The organism is Halovibrio salipaludis, from assembly GCF_002286965.1.
Classification (GTDB): domain Bacteria; phylum Pseudomonadota; class Gammaproteobacteria; order Pseudomonadales; family Oleiphilaceae; genus Halospina; species Halospina salipaludis.
Map to the genome: position 1 here is coordinate 1 of NZ_NSKD01000002.1, position 16,744 is coordinate 16,744.

17 protein-coding genes and 1 pseudogene are annotated in these 16,744 nt (G+C 62.3%); 14 read left to right on the forward strand and 4 right to left on the reverse strand.

Annotation, left to right across the window (positions count from 1 at the left end; genetic code table 11):
• Window positions 1-178: pseudogene (locus CK501_RS16915) on the reverse strand (IS5/IS1182 family transposase); the annotation flags it as partial.
• A gap of 75 nt (window positions 179-253) precedes the next feature.
• On the opposite strand from CK501_RS16915, the gene CK501_RS04815 reads away from it, so the two are divergent.
• The 5 genes from CK501_RS04815 to CK501_RS04835 all read left to right on the forward strand — a co-directional run bounded on the left by CK501_RS04815 (window position 254) and on the right by CK501_RS04835 (window position 4,529).
• On the forward strand, window positions 254-901 hold the full coding sequence (locus CK501_RS04815) for a DMT family transporter (protein WP_233128847.1): 648 nt from the start codon (window positions 254-256) through the stop codon (window positions 899-901).
• A 107-nt stretch (window positions 902-1,008) separates the two neighbouring features.
• A complete protein-coding gene (locus tag CK501_RS04820) occupies window positions 1,009-1,398 on the forward strand; it encodes a hypothetical protein (RefSeq protein ID WP_095616623.1) in 390 nt (129 codons plus the stop codon).
• On the forward strand, window positions 1,395-1,604 hold the full coding sequence (locus CK501_RS04825; protein ID WP_095616624.1) for a hypothetical protein: 210 nt from the start codon (window positions 1,395-1,397) through the stop codon (window positions 1,602-1,604). The genes CK501_RS04820 and CK501_RS04825 overlap by 4 nt, the downstream gene beginning before the upstream one ends.
• 37 nt (window positions 1,605-1,641) lie before the next feature.
• Window positions 1,642-3,930 (forward strand): heavy metal translocating P-type ATPase, encoded by a 2,289-nt coding sequence (locus tag CK501_RS04830; protein ID WP_095616625.1) that lies wholly within the window; start codon window positions 1,642-1,644, stop codon window positions 3,928-3,930.
• Entirely contained in the window at window positions 3,927-4,529 is a 603-nt protein-coding gene (locus CK501_RS04835; protein ID WP_095616626.1) for a DUF2231 domain-containing protein, read from the forward strand. The genes CK501_RS04830 and CK501_RS04835 overlap by 4 nt, the downstream gene beginning before the upstream one ends.
• 28 nt (window positions 4,530-4,557) lie before the next feature.
• On the opposite strand, the gene CK501_RS04840 is transcribed toward CK501_RS04835, so the two are convergent.
• Entirely contained in the window at window positions 4,558-6,090 is a 1,533-nt protein-coding gene (locus CK501_RS04840; RefSeq protein ID WP_158223047.1) for a BCCT family transporter, read from the reverse strand.
• A gap of 164 nt (window positions 6,091-6,254) precedes the next feature.
• Between CK501_RS04840 and CK501_RS04845 the strand changes: the two genes are divergently transcribed.
• Entirely contained in the window at window positions 6,255-7,256 is a 1,002-nt protein-coding gene (locus CK501_RS04845) for an HDOD domain-containing protein (RefSeq protein ID WP_095616628.1), read from the forward strand.
• Window positions 7,257-7,266: 10 nt separating this feature from the next.
• Here CK501_RS04845 and CK501_RS16860 read toward each other — a convergent pair whose 3' ends face one another.
• On the reverse strand, window positions 7,267-7,986 hold the full coding sequence (locus tag CK501_RS16860; RefSeq protein ID WP_095616629.1) for a THxN family PEP-CTERM protein: 720 nt from the start codon (window positions 7,984-7,986) through the stop codon (window positions 7,267-7,269).
• A gap of 218 nt (window positions 7,987-8,204) precedes the next feature.
• On the opposite strand from CK501_RS16860, the gene queA reads away from it, so the two are divergent.
• The 5 genes from queA to secF are packed head-to-tail and all read left to right on the forward strand — an operon-like array spanning window position 8,205 to window position 13,582.
• Window positions 8,205-9,260 (forward strand): tRNA preQ1(34) S-adenosylmethionine ribosyltransferase-isomerase QueA, encoded by a 1,056-nt coding sequence (queA, locus tag CK501_RS04855; RefSeq protein WP_095616630.1) that lies wholly within the window; start codon window positions 8,205-8,207, stop codon window positions 9,258-9,260.
• A 14-nt stretch (window positions 9,261-9,274) separates the two neighbouring features.
• A complete protein-coding gene (gene tgt, locus CK501_RS04860; protein ID WP_095617146.1) occupies window positions 9,275-10,378 on the forward strand; it encodes a tRNA guanosine(34) transglycosylase Tgt in 1,104 nt (367 codons plus the stop codon).
• Window positions 10,378-10,734: a preprotein translocase subunit YajC gene (gene yajC, locus CK501_RS04865; RefSeq protein WP_077531782.1), complete on the forward strand. Its 357-nt coding sequence runs from the start codon at window positions 10,378-10,380 to the stop codon at window positions 10,732-10,734. The genes tgt and yajC overlap by 1 nt, the downstream gene beginning before the upstream one ends.
• Before the next feature lie 27 nt (window positions 10,735-10,761).
• A complete protein-coding gene (secD, locus tag CK501_RS04870) occupies window positions 10,762-12,615 on the forward strand; it encodes a protein translocase subunit SecD (protein ID WP_095616631.1) in 1,854 nt (617 codons plus the stop codon).
• Between the two features lie 10 nt (window positions 12,616-12,625).
• On the forward strand, window positions 12,626-13,582 hold the full coding sequence (secF, locus tag CK501_RS04875) for a protein translocase subunit SecF (RefSeq protein WP_095616632.1): 957 nt from the start codon (window positions 12,626-12,628) through the stop codon (window positions 13,580-13,582).
• 13 nt (window positions 13,583-13,595) lie between these two features.
• Here the strand turns inward: secF and CK501_RS04880 are convergent, their stop codons facing one another.
• Window positions 13,596-14,399, reverse strand: a complete 804-nt coding sequence (locus tag CK501_RS04880; RefSeq protein WP_095616633.1) for an inositol monophosphatase family protein — start codon at window positions 14,397-14,399, stop codon at window positions 13,596-13,598.
• Window positions 14,400-14,583: 184 nt separating this feature from the next.
• Here CK501_RS04880 and trmJ point away from each other — a divergent pair, with 184 nt between their 5' ends.
• The 3 genes from trmJ to CK501_RS04895 are packed head-to-tail and all read left to right on the forward strand — an operon-like array spanning window position 14,584 to window position 16,723.
• Window positions 14,584-15,378, forward strand: a complete 795-nt coding sequence (trmJ, locus tag CK501_RS04885; protein ID WP_095616634.1) for a tRNA (cytosine(32)/uridine(32)-2'-O)-methyltransferase TrmJ — start codon at window positions 14,584-14,586, stop codon at window positions 15,376-15,378.
• Entirely contained in the window at window positions 15,371-16,177 is an 807-nt protein-coding gene (cysE, locus tag CK501_RS04890; RefSeq protein WP_095616635.1) for a serine O-acetyltransferase, read from the forward strand. Before trmJ ends, cysE begins: the two co-directional genes overlap by 8 nt.
• Before the next feature lie 60 nt (window positions 16,178-16,237).
• On the forward strand, window positions 16,238-16,723 hold the full coding sequence (locus CK501_RS04895) for an Rrf2 family transcriptional regulator (RefSeq protein WP_095616636.1): 486 nt from the start codon (window positions 16,238-16,240) through the stop codon (window positions 16,721-16,723).
• Window positions 16,724-16,744: the final 21 nt, after the last annotated feature.

A 16,744-nucleotide genomic window follows, 5' to 3' on the forward strand; every position in this document is an offset into this window, starting at 1 on the left:
CGAACGGCGATTTGCGTCGCCCGTCGCCTTCATAGCGCGCATAAAAATCACTGAGGTGCAGCTCTTCGACAACATCACTGATGAAATACGCCAGATGCCCCTCAGGCAGCCACTCTTTCAGGCTGGGCGGAAGGAGCAAGTCCTGGTCGGGCGAATACGGGCGGAACGTCGTTCCCATCGGGCTTCCTGCAAGAGAAGAATTTCGGGTTATTATGCCAGAAGGCGGTTTCTACCGCGCAGACTCCTAGGCGGTATGTTTCTGGGCGGTGGCAAGGTCTCACCCGGGCTGGCCACCGTTCTGGCGAATACCCAGCCATTGATTGCTGCTGCATTGGCCATGGTCTTCCTGTCTGAGCGGTTCACTCCGCGTATTGGTACTGGTCTTTTTCTGGGGTTTGCGGGAGTGGTGGTGATGTCGTTGCCCAGCCTGTCGGGCCCGAACCCACTGGCCAGCACAGAGGGCCTTCTTTGGATCACACTCGGTGCCGTGGGAACGGCCGCTGGGAATGTGCTGCTGAAAATCTGGGCGGGGCGGGCTGATGTACTGATGGTCACTGGGTTGCAGTTGCTTATCGGCGCAGTGGCCCTGGCGGCGAGTGCACAGGTTTTCGGGGAGGGCCGGGAGATTGCCTGGACGTTCCAGTTCCTGGTCAGCCTGGGTGGTCTCGCTGTATTTGGCACGGCACTTGTGTCCGCCCTTTGGTACCACTTGCTGTCACGGGCCTCGCTTAACCGACTGAATACGTTCAACTTCCTGACGCCCGCCTTCGGTCTGCTCATGGGCGGATTATTTTTCGAGGAAAGGCTGGGTCTGATACAGACTATTGGTATTCTGATAACGCTTCTGAGCATACAGCTGGTCGCAACAAACCCCTCACGGCCAGAAGAGCATGGCTGGTGATGAAGGCCACTACCCTGAAGGTGAAGTTATACTGGTAACGGTTTCAGGTTCGTGTCAGCTGCCTGTGTTTCAGTACAACGGTAAACTTGTTGAAAAGGAGAAAGACGATGCGCAACACAATGATGATCGCCATTCTGGCACTGGCATTCGCTGCCCCGGTGATGGGCGAGAGCAAGCATCACGAGGGCGGCAAGGGGCATGGCTCGGGTGGCATGATGATGGGCGACGGCAAGCACATGGAAGCCATGCAGGAACATATGCAGCAGATGCGCGAGACCGAGGATCTGGAGAAACGCCGCGAGCTGATGCAGAAACACCATGAGGCCATGCAGGCCCAGATGCAGGGCATGAAGAAGATGCACAAGGGCATGGACGGGAAGAAGGACATGGATATGGATCAGCGCATGGAGCGGATGGAGAACCACATGCAGATGATGCAGGGCATAATGGAGCAGATGATGATGCGTGATCAGGTGAAGGAAGGGGACGACTCATGATGGGCTCGATGGACTCCGGTATGCATGCCTTTGGGGGCATCTGGATGATCCTGGTCGGGGCCCTGCTGGTGATCCCGTTCTGGAAGCTGTGCACCCGGACGGGGTATCCCGGTCCCCTGGGGCTTTTGATCCTGATTCCGCTGGTGAACCTGGCGTTCATTTATTTTCTGGCCTTTTCACAGTGGCCTGCGCAGAAGCAGGACTGACGGCGAGGGCAGCCTCAATCACAGGAGGGTATGACGCATGACAACGGCCCAGGCGAACCGGGTGGAACTGAGCGTGCCCGGCATGGGTAGCAATCACTGCGCGGGGATTGTCTCGTCCAGTATTGAGCGATTGGCCGGTATCGAAGCGGTCTCCACCAATATTGCCAACCACCGGGTTGTCGTGACAGTGGCTGAAGACGGACCGGATCCGCAGACCCTCCGGCAGACGGTTGAGAACGCCGGCTATGATGTGGCGGACGTACGTCGTGAGGACGAACGTGGCGAGCGTGACGATGCCGCCCTGGAAGAGGCCTATCTCAGTCAGGCCAAGAAGAACCTGTGGATAGCGGCTATTCCCACCGCGCTAATCATGATCCTGATGATGCCGCACATGCTGTGGCAGCCGATACCGGGCTATCTGGCGATTATCGCAGTGCTCGCATTCCCGGTGGTGTTCCTCTTTGGGGGCGCCGCTACCCATAGTGCCTCCTGGCGTGCGATCAAAAATCGCCAGGCGAACATGGACGTGCTGATCTCCATGGGCAGCCTGCCTCCCTATTTCCTGGGGCTTGTGGGTTTTGTCTACCCCATGACCTCCTTTATCGAGATGGCGGCCACCATCATGACCTTCCACCTGGTGGGGCGCTACCTGGAAGCCCGCGCCAAGGGGCGGGCCTCCGACGCCATCCGCCGGCTTATCGCCATGGGCGCCAAGACCGCCCGGGTTGAGCGTGATGGCCAGGAAGTGGAAGTCGAGGTCCAGTCGCTGCAGAAAGGCGACATCATGGTGGTGCGCCCGGGCGAGAAAATTCCCACCGACGGCGAAGTGATTGATGGCGAGAGCCACGTGGACGAATCCATTGCCACCGGGGAGTCGGTACCCGTCCAGAAGCAGGTTGGGGATTCGGTGATCGGAGCCACCATCAACAAGGAAGGGCGGCTTCGGGTCAGGGCCAATCGTCTGGGTGACGAGACCTTCCTGTCCCAGGTGGTGCGCATGGTGGAGGAAGCCCAGGGGACCAGCGTCCCCATCCAGGAGTTCGCGGACCGCATGACCGGGCGTTTTGTGCCCGCTGTTCTCATTATTGCGCTGTTGGCCTTTGGCGCCTGGTTCCTGATGCCGGAGGCGCTGCGCCCGATCCTCGACTGGGGCGAGGGCTTCCTGCCCTGGGTCGACCCCGACGCCACCGGTATTATCCTGGCCCTGCTCGCGGCCATTGCGGTGCTGGTCATTGCCTGCCCCTGTGCCCTGGGCCTGGCCACGCCCACGGCGCTGATGGTGGGCTCCGGCCTGGGCGCGGAGCGCGGGATCCTGATCCGCTCCGGAGAGGCCATCCAGGCGGTGAAGGACCTGAAGGTTATCGTGCTGGATAAAACGGGCACCATCACCCGGGGCGAGCCGGTGTTGAAGGATGTGGTCGCGGGTAATGGCTTCAGCGAGGAGCAGGTGCTGTCCCTGGCCCAGTCCGTGGAAAACGCCTCGGAACATCCGATTGCCCAGGCCATCGTCGCGGGTGGCCGTGAACGGGGCCTGGAGCCCGAGGACGTTTCGGGCTTCAGCTCCGTCGGGGCCCGTGGGGTTCAGGGCACCGTTGCCGGGCAGACGATCCTGATCGGTAACCAGAAGCTTCTGGCGGAGCATGGGGTGATCGGACTGGAGGCGCTGGAAGAGTCTCTGGCCCGTCTCGAAGCGGACGGCCGGACCGTGGTGATCGTGGCCACGGACGGGCAGGCCGCGGGCCTGGTTGCCGTGGCCGATGCCATCAAGCCGGAATCCGCCCGTGCCATCGAGGGGATGCACGGAATGGGGCTGCACGTGGTCATGATCACCGGTGACAATGAGCGTGCCGCCCAGGCCGTGGCCCGGGAAGTCGGCATCGACGAGGTGCAGGCGGGGGTTCTTCCGGATGGCAAGGTCGATGCCATTCGGGAGTTCCAGGACCGCTTTGGCCCCCATGTGGCCATGGTCGGCGATGGCATCAATGATGCGCCGGCCCTGACCCAGGCGGATGTGGGCATCGCCATTGGCGCCGGCGCCGACGTGGCCATCGAGGCGGCGGACATCACCCTGGTCAGCGGGCAGTTGACCGGGGTGGTGGAAGCCATGGATCTGTCCCGGGCCACCTTCCGCAAGATCGTACAGAACCTGATCTGGGCCAGTGGCTATAACGTGGCCGCGATTCCAATCGCTGCTGCCGGGTTGCTGCATCCGATGATCGGTGTGGTTGCCATGACGGCCAGCTCGCTCTCGGTGATCGGTAACTCGATCCTGCTGCGACGGCATCGGTTTGCGCGGGTGGAATCCCGGGATCAGGGGGCCGCATGATCGAGATCGTGCCCAACTGGCACCCGATCTGGGTGCACTTTCCAATCGCGCTTCTCAGCCTGGCCACGGTGCTGTTCCTGGCCGGTCGGTTTGCGCCCGAACCCTTCGGGCCGTCGCTGACCAGCGCGGCACGCTGGAACCTGGTTATTGGCGTGGTGCTGCTGGTGCCCACCCTGCTCACGGGGTACTGGGCCTATAGCTCGGTTGCCCATGATGGCGCGGGCCATGAGGCGATGCAGCGCCATAAGCTTGCGGCTTGGGTGACGGCGGGCTGGTTTGTAATTGGGGCCCTTATCGCGTGGTTGGACCGCCAACGCAGCGCCGGGGGGTCCGCCCTTCTGCTACTGGTCCTGATCGGGGGGGCGGTCTCAGTGGCTGCAACCGGGTATCTTGGTGCGGAAAATGTCTATCGTCATGGGCTTGGCGTACAGCGTTTGCCTGAAGGGGTCATGATGTCGCGGATTGAGGAAAAGCTCGATGAGCGCGAGGCCCAATCAGCGACCTCCGAATCCGGGGCTGACAAACCTGAAACCACGACGGGCAAGCCGGAAGCTGAAGCTGTGCCCGAGGGTCATAGTGGGCACGATCACGAGCATTAAAGAAACGCGCCGGTGACCAGCCGGCCCGTTATGCGCGGTCTTCCCGGGGAGGTTCCCTGGGAATCCGCACATGCACCCGTTGCTCCTCATAGGGCCGACGCAGGGCGATCAGCAGTGCCGGAATAAACGTCAGCAGCAGAAGCCCGAACGGCAGACCACTGGCAATGGTGGCCGACTGCAGGGCATTCAGTCCGCCTGCCCGCAGAAGCACCGCCGTGACCAGCCCGATGGCCGCCATCCAGAACAGACGCTGCTGCCAGCTGGGGTCCCGGCCATTGGAGGTGAGGGTGGCCACCACCAGAGAGCCCGAATCCGCCGAGGTGACAAAGAACACCAGAACCACGAGGATCGCGATGCCGATGGTGGCGGTACTCAGCGGCAGGAACTCGAGGAAGTTGTACAGGCTGGAATTGGGCGCCTGCGTTACTGTCTTTACGAAGTCCGCGTTCTGGAACAGTTCCAGGTGCAGGGCATTGGCGCCGAACACCGTCATCCAGATGAAGTTGAAGAATGACGGTACCAGCAGCACACCCAGCAGGTACTCACGGATCGTCCTGCCCCGCGAAACCCGGGCGATGAACATGCCCACGAAGGGCGACCAGGAGATCCACCAGCTCCAGTAGAACACCGTCCAGGAGGACTGCCAGTCCGTGCCCTGGTAGGTTTCGTTCCAGGTCGACAGCGTCAGCAGGTCGTTGAAGTAACCCCCAACATGCTGTCCCAGGGCTTTGAGCACGAACACGGTCTCACCGGCCACGAGCACAAACAGCATCAGGGCGCCGGCCAACAGCAGGTTGATCTTGCTCAGGCGCCGCACGCCGCTGCTGAGGCCAGTGAGTACCGAGACCAGTGCTACCGCGCACACGAGCGCGATGAGCAGCATCTGCAGCCAGAGGCCGGATTCATAGCCGGTGAGCTGGGCGATACCGGCGGCCGCCTGGCTGGTTCCCAGCCCCAGGGAAGTGCAGACGCCGAACACGGTGCCGATCACAGCGGCGAAGTTGGCGAATCCCCCGATGCGTCGTGCCCGCTTGCGGCTGACCAGTTCCTTGAGCGGCGCCTCAAAGCATAATGGATGGTTGGCGTTGAAGTGGAAGTAGCCCAGTGTCAGGCCCACCAGCGCATAGATGGCCCAGGGGTGCAGCCCCCAGTGGAGGAAGGTGGTTTCCATGGCCAGCTGGGCCGTGTCGGCGTTGGTGTCCATGTGAGGGCTGAAGGTTGCATAGTGCTGGAGCGGCTCTGAAACACTGTAGAACAGCAGCCCGATACCCATGCCGGCGGCGAACAGCATGCCGAACCAGTCCAGCCGGCTGAACTCCGGCCTGGCGTCCTTGCCACCCAGGCGGATGTGCGCCAGGGGGCTGAAAATCAGATAGACCGCGAACAGCAGCGCGGCATTCATGATCAGAATGAGTAGCCAGCCAGTGTTGTGGGAGAACCAGTCCTGAAGCCCCGAGAACACGCTCCGGGCCAGCTCCTGCTGCAGGGTCGCAAACGCCAGCAGTGCGATGATGGCCGTGGCGGACACAATGAAGAGGCGGAAGCGGCGGAGTCGGTTCAACAGTCGGTCTCCGTGGTCGGTCAGTAGCAGTGGCTGCGTATCCTAGCATCTGAGCTGTGCTGCGCGGCATCCGCCGCTGTGGTCTGGATGCTCATAAGCAGTGTCGTGCCACAGCTGGTACACTGCCGCGAGAGGAAGCACACCAGCATGGACAGGGGTAGTTCATGGACCGGATGATTCAGTCACTGCTGTCGTTCCTTTCGGGCAATGGCAGTAAGGGAAAAGCCCGGGGAGAGACCTGTCGTCGGGAAGGCAGTGATGAAATACAAGCCACTGAGGCGGATACCGCCGGTGAAGTGGCGCGGTTGCATGCGTGGCTGGTAGGGCGTTCCACAACCCCGGAGTCCGGGCCCACGGTTCCGGAACAGGCCATGCTGGCGGAGCTGAGGCTCAGGGTCCGTGAGCGGAGACTGTCGCGGATTCCCCGCCAGCCCCGGGTCCTGCCGAAACTGATCCGCGCACTTGGCGATGAACGCCAGACCCACCGCGATATTGCCACCATCATTGAGGATGAGCCGGCCCTGACCGATGAGCTGCTGCGTGTGGTGAATCTCAACACGGCCAACAGTGGCCAGCGTCCCATTGAATCGGTCGAACAGGCGGTTCTTCTTGTAGGGTTCGAGGGGGTGCGGCGGGCGATTTCCGAGGCGGTCATGCGCCCGGTCATGCAGGCAGCCTCCCGGGTCGAAGCCGGCTTTGCGCGCAATGTCTGGCAGTGGGGGCTGCTCTGCGCCAATGCCTGTGACCGCCTTGCCCACCAGGAGCCCGGAGGCGGCCCGGATCTGTTCATGCTCGGCCTTATCCCGGGGCTTGCCTATCTGACGCTGTACCGGGAGCTGGAATCCATCGCGGGAGCCCAGTCCGGCGATCACGCTGTCAGCGCGGGGCTTCTCGTCAGCGTGCTTGAGGAGCAAAGGGGGGCCATGCTGGAGCGTCTGGTGTCGGCCTGGGAGTTGCCCGCCTCCTATCGCGACGAGCTCAGGGAGCTGCATGATTCGCCGCTGGGCCTGCAGGCCTCAACCCTTTCCCGGGGGATGGTCCTGGGCACCCATGAAACGCTCCGCCAGGCCGGTTGCAGGACACTGCTCCAGAAGGAGCTGGTGGCATTGACCGGGCTGGATCAACGCCGGCTGGAGCATGTCCTGACTGATCTGCGACGCGCCTAGTCGTGGTGGATCAGCGCTGACGCCGCCTGGCCATACCCAGTCCCGCCAGACCCAGCCCGAGGAGGGCCAGGGTTCCAGGCTCAGGGACCTGCACCTGCCTGACATTCAGGCGCGCGAGAAGGTCAATCGAGGTTTTCTCTTTCTCAGAGGTCTTGAAGTGCTCTTTGTAGTTGTCGAAGCCCAGGAGCTCCATGGAATACACCCTGTCGCCCAGCTGGAAGCCTGAGCTTGTGATTGTTTCATCGAGGTAGACGATGTCATCAACATGATTTTTCTCAGGGAAGAACACCGCACACACCAAGTAAAACAAGCCGCAACCGGTATTGGGGGTTTCCTCATGAGTGAAACTGAACCGGTAAGGACCGGTAACGGAGGCATCGCCCAGCCCCGAGAAATCCGCCATGACGTCCAGTGACACGCCGTTGATGGCGGTGCCTGACTCGATCGCGTAATTGAAGTGGGTCATGGTGCCCAGGGTGAACGCGTCGCCACTGTTGATGGTGGTTGGCAGGTCCGGAGCGCCTTCAAAACCGTAGCCACTGCGTTCCCCGTCGTGGTTATAGCCCCAGCGGATTTCCCCGGTGCCCATGCCAGTAACATTTTGCCCGCCAATCGGGTCGTTCCATTGGCCGGAGACGGAGTCAAGATCCACCGGAAACGCCATGGTCTGGCCTGCGAGCAGCAGGAGAGAGGTTGCGAGAGCGAGTCGGACGGAGCTGAACGGTGTCATGGTTTTGTTTCCTGATCATTGGATTCCCTGTTGCGGGCATTAAGCAACAGTAATGCCATGAAATAAAACCGATGGGTTAACAGTCTGTTGCAGAACGCCTGGTCTGCAACAGTTCTGAAATCTGTAAAAAATACTGACACTGGATAGCTGTGCTTCCCCACCGACCATGGCTCCGGTACCATTCGCGCCCAGAACTAACCGCTTGGGCCTTCCGTGCGATGAAACGCTCCGATTTCCACTTTGAACTGCCTGATGAACTCATTGCCCGCTACCCGCTTGCCGAGCGTGAGGCAAGCCGGCTGCTGCGTCTGGATGGAACGGATGGGGCGGTGTCCCATCACAGCTTCCGGGAGCTGCCGGATCTTCTGGAGCCCGGCGATCTGCTGGTGTTCAACGACACCCGAGTGATTCCGGCACGGGTTTACGGGCAGAAAGCCTCTGGCGGAAAAGTGGAGATGTTGGTGGAACGGGTGCTGGATCCGGACCGGGCCCTGGTTCATCTGAAGGTATCCAGAACACCGTCCCCGGGGGGTGAGATAACCCTAGAAGGCGGGCACCGGGTAGTGGTTGAGGAGCACACGCCGGAGGGGCTGTTCCGGGTGCATTTCCCGGATGCGGATGTGATGACGGTGCTGGAAGCCGTGGGACACATGCCGTTGCCGCCCTACATCGACCGGCCGGACGAGATGACGGATGAGGAGCGCTACCAGACCGTCTTCGGCGAGAAGCCCGGGGCTGTGGCGGCCCCCACGGCCGGCCTGCATTTCACCGATGCCATCATGGATGAGCTGGCGGCCAGGGGCATCGAACGCACCTTCGTCACGCTCCATGTGGGCGCGGGCACTTTCCAGCCGGTACGCAGCGAGGACATCCGTGAGCATCACATGCATCAGGAGTGGCTGTCCGTGGAACAGGAGGCTGTGGATGCGGTGACGCGCACCAGGCAACGGGGTGGGCGTGTGGTTGCCGTGGGCACCACAGCGGTCCGGGCCCTGGAGTCCGCCTCTCAGGAAGGGGGGCTCGCCCCCTTCGCCGGCGAGACGCGGATCTTCATCTACCCGGGGTACCGCTTCCGCAGCGTCGATGCCATGGTCACCAACTTCCACCTGCCGGAGTCCACACTCATCATGCTGGTCAGTGCGTTTGCCGGGCGCGACAGCGTGCTGGATGCCTATCAGGCGGCGATTGACGAACGTTACCGCTTCTTCAGCTATGGCGATGCCATGCTGGTCTTTCCCCATCCAGAGGCTGTTGCGCCGGAGGTCTCCGCATGAGCCAACAGTCGTTCATGGCATTTGAACACCTGGCCAATGATGGCGTGGCACGGCGGGGCCGGCTGACGTTCCCGCGCGGCACCGTCGAGACCCCCGCCTTCATGCCCGTGGGCACCTACGGTACCGTCAAGGGCATGCTGCCGCGGGACCTGGAAGCGACCGGTGCCGAGATCATACTGGGCAATACCTTCCACCTGATGCTGCGCCCGGGGACCGAGGTGATCGAGGCCCATGGCGACCTGCATGATTTTGCCGGCTGGCAGCGCCCGATGCTCACGGACTCCGGCGGTTTCCAGGTATTCAGCCTCTCGGAGATGACCAGGACCACGGAAGCGGGCGTGACGTTCAAGTCCCCGGTCAACGGCTCGCCGGTGGAGCTGACACCCGAGAAGTCGATGCAGGTGCAGCGGGCGCTGGGGTCGGACATCGTCATGATTTTCGACGAGTGCACGCCTTACCCGGCGACGGAGGAAGAGGCCCGGCGCTCGATGAATCTGTCGCTCCGGTGGGCGGAGCGCAGCCGGGAGGCTCATGGTGACAGTCCTTCAGCGCTGTTCGGCATTGTCCAGGGTGGGATGTATGAAAGTCTGCGCCGGGAGTCCCTGGAAGGACTGAAAAACATCGGCTTCGAGGGCTACGCCATTGGTGGACTGTCCGTGGGCGAACCGCGCGAGGAGATGCACCGGATCCTGGAGGCGCTGGAGCCGGCCATGCCCTCTGGCGCCCCCCGCTACCTGATGGGGGTGGGGCGCCCGGAGGACATCGTAGAGGCGGTCAGCCGTGGCGTGGACATGTTCGACTGCGTGATGCCCACGCGCAACGCACGCAACGGCCACCTGTTCACCCATGAGGGCGTCGTGCGCATCCGCAATGCCCGTCACCGGTATGATACCGGGCCGGTGGACTCCATGTGCGATTGCTACACATGCCGCCATTTCTCCCGGGGGTATCTGCATCACCTGGACCGCTGCGGGGAGATGCTGGGTGCCCAGCTCGCCTCCATTCACAACCTCCATTACTACCAGGCGCTTATGGCTGGATTGCGTGAGGCTATCCAAGCAGGTACATTGGCGACCTTCATTGACAGGTTCTATCAGTTACGCGGAGTAGCCCGATGATGTTCAGCGTTCGTTCGCTTATGGTTCTTCTGCTGGCCCTTATGCCGGCGGTCGCCGTTGCCGCGCCCCAGGGCGGGCCGGGTATGATTTCCCAGGTCGTCCTCTTCGGCGGCTTTATCCTGATCTTCTATTTCCTGATCTGGCGCCCCCAGTCCAAGCGTGCCAAGGAGCACAAGGCGCTGGTGGAAGGCCTCGACAAAGGTGATGAAGTGGTGACCGGTGGTGGTCTGGCAGGCCGGATCTCACGCCTGACCGACGACTACATGGTGGTGGAGATTGCCGACGGTGTTGAGGTGAAGGTCCAGCGCCAGGCTGTGACCCAGGCTCTGCCCAAGGGAACGCTCAAGGACATCTGATCTCCCGGTTCCGCACAAGGATCACCGATGCTTAACAAGTATCCTCTCTGGAAGAACCTGCTGGTATCGGCAGTGGTTCTTCTCGGTATCATTTACGCGCTTCCGAATCTGTTTCCGGACGATTACGCGGTCCAGATCAGTGGCTCAAGTGCCTCCGTCAGCGTTGATGAAACGCTGTTGGACCGGGCTCAGGAGGCCCTGGACGAGGCGGATATCGACTACCGGGATCCGTCGATGGATGACGGCGCGGTCATGCTGCGCTTTGACTCCAGTGATGCGCAGCTGCGTGCACGCTCCCGGCTCCAGGAGGCGCTGGGTTCCGAATACGTCTCTGCGCTGAGCCTGGCGGCCACCACGCCGGACTGGCTGCGGTCCATTGGCGCGACGCCGATGAATCTGGGGCTGGATCTGCGCGGTGGTGTCCACTTCCTGATGCAGGTGGACATGGAGGCGGCCGTTGATCGGCGGCTGGATGTCTACGCCAGCGAGATCAAGCGCCAGCTGCGCGAGGAGCGGATCCGCTACCGTGGCGGTGATGCCGAAGAGGGGCAGCTTGAATTTGTCTTCCCAAGCGAATCCGCGCGGGATGACGCCGCCTCGCTGGTGAGTTCGGAGTACGATCAGTTCCGCAGCAATACCCGCTCCGACGGTGAGGATTACATCCTGGAGCTGACGCTGAACCAGCAGTCGGCATCCGAGATCCGGGACTATGCCCTCAACCAGAACCTGACCACGCTGCGCAACCGGGTGAACGAGCTGGGCGTGGCCGAGCCGCTGATCCAGCAGCAGGGCAGTGACCGGATTGTGGTGCAGCTTCCGGGGGTGCAGGACACCGCTGAAGCCAAACGGGTTCTGGGCTCCACCGCCAACCTGGAATTCCGGCTTGAAGCACGCTCGGACGCCTCCTCCGCACGCACGGAAACCTTCCCGTTCCGCAACAATCCCAACCGCACGGCGGAGCTTGAGCGTGATGTCATCATTACCGGTGACAACGTTGCCGATGCCAACCAGTCGTTCGACGAGAACGGTCAGCCCCAGGTCAACATCACCCTGGATGGGCCCGGTGGCAGCATGATGCAGGATGTGACCCGGGATGCCGTGGGGCGCCAGCTGGGCGTGCTCTTCATTGAGCACAGCAGCGAGGAGGTTGAGCGTCAGGTGGACGGTGAGACGGTCACCGAGCGCGTGCGCGAGACCGAGCGCAGCATCATCAGTCTGGCGACCATCCGCAGCACCCTGGGCAGCAACTTCCGGGTGACCGGTCTTGAGAATGTGGCGGAAGCCTCTGAGTTGGCTCTGCTGCTGCGTGCGGGTGCGCTGGCGGCGCCCATCTACTTCGTGGAAGAGCGCACCATCGGCCCGAGTCTGGGTCAGCAGAATATTGAGTCGGGCATCAATTCGGTGATCCTCGGCTTCATTCTGGTTGCGCTGACGATGCTGGTGATCTACAAGGCCTTCGGCCTGCTTGCGAACATCGCGCTCACGGTGAACCTGACGCTGCTGGTGGGTGCCATGTCAGTGCTCGGGGCAACGCTCACGCTGCCGGGTATCGCGGGCATTGTGCTGACGGTCGGCATGGCGGTGGACGCCAACGTGCTGATCTTCGAGCGCATCAAGGAGGAACTGCGGGAAGGGCTGCCGGTCCAGTCCGCCATCAACGCGGGCTTCAGCAGGGCTTTCGTGTCCATCTTTGATGCCAACGTCACCACCTTCCTGGTCGCCGGCATTCTGTTCGCCGTGGGGACCGGGCCGGTGAAAGGTTTTGCCGTCACCCTTCTGATCGGCATCCTGACATCCATGTTCACGGCCCTCATGGTCAGCCGCGCCATCGTCAATGTCACCATTGGCGGGCGCAGTGACCTCAAGGCACTGTCAATCTGAGGGTGATCGAATGAGTGAAACCAGCAAACGCACGATCGATTTCATGGGCTTCCGGCGGATTGCCGCCGCCCTCTCGATCATTCTCGTTCTGGGCTCGGCTGTCAGCCTTGGTACCAAGGGGCTGGCGCTGGGTCTGGACTTCACCGGCGGCAGCCTGGTTGAGCTGGAGTATGCCGAGGCACCGGCTCTGCCGGAGGTGCGCAGCCAGCTGGCGTCCGCGGGCTACGAGAATGCCATGGTGCAGAATTTTGGCTCGGATACCGCGGTGCTCGTCCGGCTTCCGGCCCAGTTCGACGACACCGTGGGAGATCAGGTGGTGTCCGCGCTCAGCGGGAGCGCGGACCTGACCCTGGAGCGCTCCGAGTATGTCGGGGGCCAGGTGGGCGAGGAGCTGCGTGAACAGGGCGGTATCGCGCTGCTTCTGGCGTTCTTCGTGGTGCTGATCTATGTCGCCATGCGTTTCCAGCTCAAGTTCGGTCTCGCGTCCGTGGTGCCGCTGGTGCACGACGTGCTGATTGTGCTCGGTGTCTTCTCGATCTTCCAGCTCACCTTTGACCTGACCGTGCTGGCGGCCCTTCTGGCGGTGATCGGTTACTCGCTCAACGACACCATCATCGTGTCCGACCGCATCCGGGAGAACTTTCGCCGCATCCTCAAGGGTGGCCCTGAAGAGATCATCAATACCTCTCTCAATCAGGTGCTGCTGCGGACCATTGTCACGTCCGCGACCACACTGGTCGTGCTCCTGTCACTGCTGGTCTTTGGCGGCGAAATGATCCGTAACTTTGCGCTGGCCCTGTTCATCGGTGTTCTGGTGGGTACCTATTCGTCGATCTATGTCGCGGCGAACATGCTGGTGACCCTGAACGTGAACCGGGATGATCTCTACGTGCCGAAGAAGGAAGGTGCGGAGGGCAGCCAGCCGGAAGAAGAGGAACCGCCGGACTGGCTCAAGCGCATGGAGTGAATGCGGGCGCCTTTCAGGCGCCTGTCATGCGCTGCCGGTAGGGCTGGGCCTGCTGCAGGATCTCACGGAACAGCAGGTTGTTGGCAATCACCAGCTCGCCGGCCTTGCGGCCGAGGGGGTTGCCCCGGAGATCACCACCCACGGCCCCGGCCTCCTGGCTGATGAGGCTGGCCATCACCTGCTCGTGCCGCAGGTCGGTGGCCAGAACGGCCGCGTCCAGATAACCACCCGCAACCCTTGCCATGTCCAGAACACTGCAGCCGTTGTAGTGCAGGTCCGCGCCCTCGCGCACCAGTGATCCCGCCACGTCCAGCCAGACGCCACTGTCCTCGCCACTGCTGCGGCGGTTGAACAGGTTGCAGCTGATCAGGGTCTGGGCGAGCTGCTGGGTGGAGCGGGCCCGGATGCGCTGGCTGTTGAGCACCGCCCCGTAGCCCCTGCTGAAGGCGTATTCCTCGCCGGTGAGCGGGCACAGGACCACGAGGTTCTCAGGCCGGTCGTTGATCTTCTGGAGCAGGGCCGTTGCGAATTCCGGCAGCCCACGCGCGAAGTTGCGCTCTCCCAGAATGGGGAAAACGTGCCAGCTCTGGGCCCAGTCACCCGCCTCCACATCGCCCGCGGGGGCGATCCAGTGGTCCTTGTAGGAACGGCGAAGCAGTTCCTCGGTACGTTCATGGATGCGGTGCTCAATGGCGTGCACGGTGCGCACCACCGCCTCTGGCGCCTTGCTGTCGGCGTCCAGGCGGGCCTGCTGGTCCTTGAGGAAATCGCTGTTCTGCCTTGCCGCGCGCAAGGCCATCTTGATTGCTGGCTGCATCAGGTTACCAATGGGGTCCGATTCGGATGGGCGGCGAACTATACCAGAAAACGCCAGCCAAGACGATTGCCGGGCGGGGTCCGGCGTCAGGGAAACCCGCGAGCCGTCTGCCGCTGATCCGCCGTGCGTGCTAATATGCGCCCATCATTGGTAACAGGTGCCCGCCCGGCGGGTGGAAAGCGGAATGTCGGACTATCCTTCCCTTGAAGGGCTCCGGGTGGTGCTGGTCGAACCTTCCCATCCGGGCAACATTGGTGCCGTGGCCCGGGCCATGAAGAACATGGGAGTCTCGGAGCTGGCCCTGGTATCGCCGGTTTCCTTTCCGGATGAAAAGGCCAGCGCCAGGGCCTCCGGGGCGGATGATGTGCTTGCGAACGCCCGGGTTGTATCGGACCTTGATGAGGCCGTTGCAGACTGTGTGGAGGTGATCGGTGCCAGTGCGCGCTCACGCAGCCTGACCTGGCCGATTCTCAATCCGCGTGACTGCGGTAGCCGGGTGCTGGAGCAACGCCGGCAGGGGCCAGTGGCCCTGGTTTTCGGGCGCGAGGATAACGGGCTTTCGAATGAGGAGCTGCGGCGTTGCCATTACCATGTGCAGGTGCCTGCGAATCCGGAATTCAGTTCCCTGAATCTGGCCATGGCGGTGCAGGTGATGCTCTATGAGGTGCGCATGCAGAGCCTGTTCGACGTGCCGGAGTCTGCCGCGCCGCAATGGCAGAGCACCCATAGTCCGGCGGATGACGGCTGGGATGAGCTGCCGGCCACTGCCGCGGACATGGAGCGCCTGCTGGCGCACCTGGAGCAGACGCTGACGACCACCGGTTTTCACGACCCGGAGCGTCCGCGACAATTGATGGTCAGGATGCGTCGGCTGTTCCAGAGGGCTCATCCGGACCGCATGGAAATGAACATACTCAGGGGAATCCTGACCAGCGTTGATAAGCTGGCCCGTTCCCGGAACAGGGGCAATCATGTTTGACCATCTGCGCGAGGACATCCAGAGCGTTTTTCACCGTGATCCCGCGGCCCGCAATGCGTTCGAGGTGCTGACCAACTATCCCGGCCTGCATGCGCTGCTTTTCCACCGCATGAATCACCGGCTCTGGCAGTGGGGCTTCAAGTGGCTGGCGCGCACCATCTCCACCTTCGCCCGCTGGCTCACGGGTGTTGAGATCCATCCCGGGGCGACCATTGGCCGGCGATTCTTTATTGATCATGGCATGGGCGTGGTCATCGGTGAGACGACGATCATCGGTGACGATGTCACTCTCTACCAGGGCGTAACCCTGGGGGGAACCAGCTGGAACCACGGCAAGCGCCATCCCACCCTGGATGATGGCGTGGTCGTGGGGGCCGGCGCCAAGATCCTGGGGCCCTTTACCATCGGTCGCCATGCCAAGGTGGGATCAAACGCGGTCGTCACCAAGGAGGTCCCTGAAGGCGCCACAGTGGTGGGCATTCCCGGACGCATCGTGACCAAGAAGGAAGAGCCTGAGGAAGGGCGCCGCAAGGCCATGGAGCAGAAGATCGGTTTCGATGCCTACGGGCTCAGCGAGGATATGCCGGACCCCATCGCCCGCTCCATCCGCAGCATGCTGGACCACATGCATGTGGTGGACGAGCGTATCGAGTCCATGTGCAGGGCGCTGAAGCAGATGGACAGCTATCGTGGCTCCACGGAGATGCCCCCACTGCCGATGGACTTCGACTGTGGTGACGTACCGGCTGAGGGCCAGGACAGGGCGGCTGATGAGAGCGAGTCGGGTTCAAATACTTGACTGTTTTACTTGGTTAATTGATAATCAAAGCCTATCTGTCAGCGCAACCGGATTCCGATCATGAAGCTGACCACCAAAGGGCGCTACGCTGTTACCGCGATGCTTGATCTGGCCATCCATTCCGGGAATGGGCCGGTCTCCCTTGCGGACATCTCGCAGCGTCAGGGCATATCGCTGTCCTATCTGGAACAGCTTTTCGCCAGACTGCGCCGCAGCGACCTGGTCACGAGTGTGCGTGGGCCAGGAGGGGGTTACCGGCTGACGGCGGCGGAGGATGCGATCTTCGTGGCGGACGTGGTGGACGCGGTCAACGAGTCGCTGGATACCACCCGCTGCAATCGCGCCGGCGACTGCCAGAATGGCGAGATGTGCCTGACCCATCACCTCTGGGCGGATCTCGGGGATGAGATCCACCGTTTTCTCAGTCGGATCAGTCTGGCGGAACTCCGGGATAAGCCGGAGATCCAGGCGGTGGCGCAGCGCCAGGATCAGCGCCAGCGCGAAACCGCAGTGATTGCGGGCGACACCCGCCCCGCCAGTGCCTGAGCGGTTGCCGCACGGACGGTT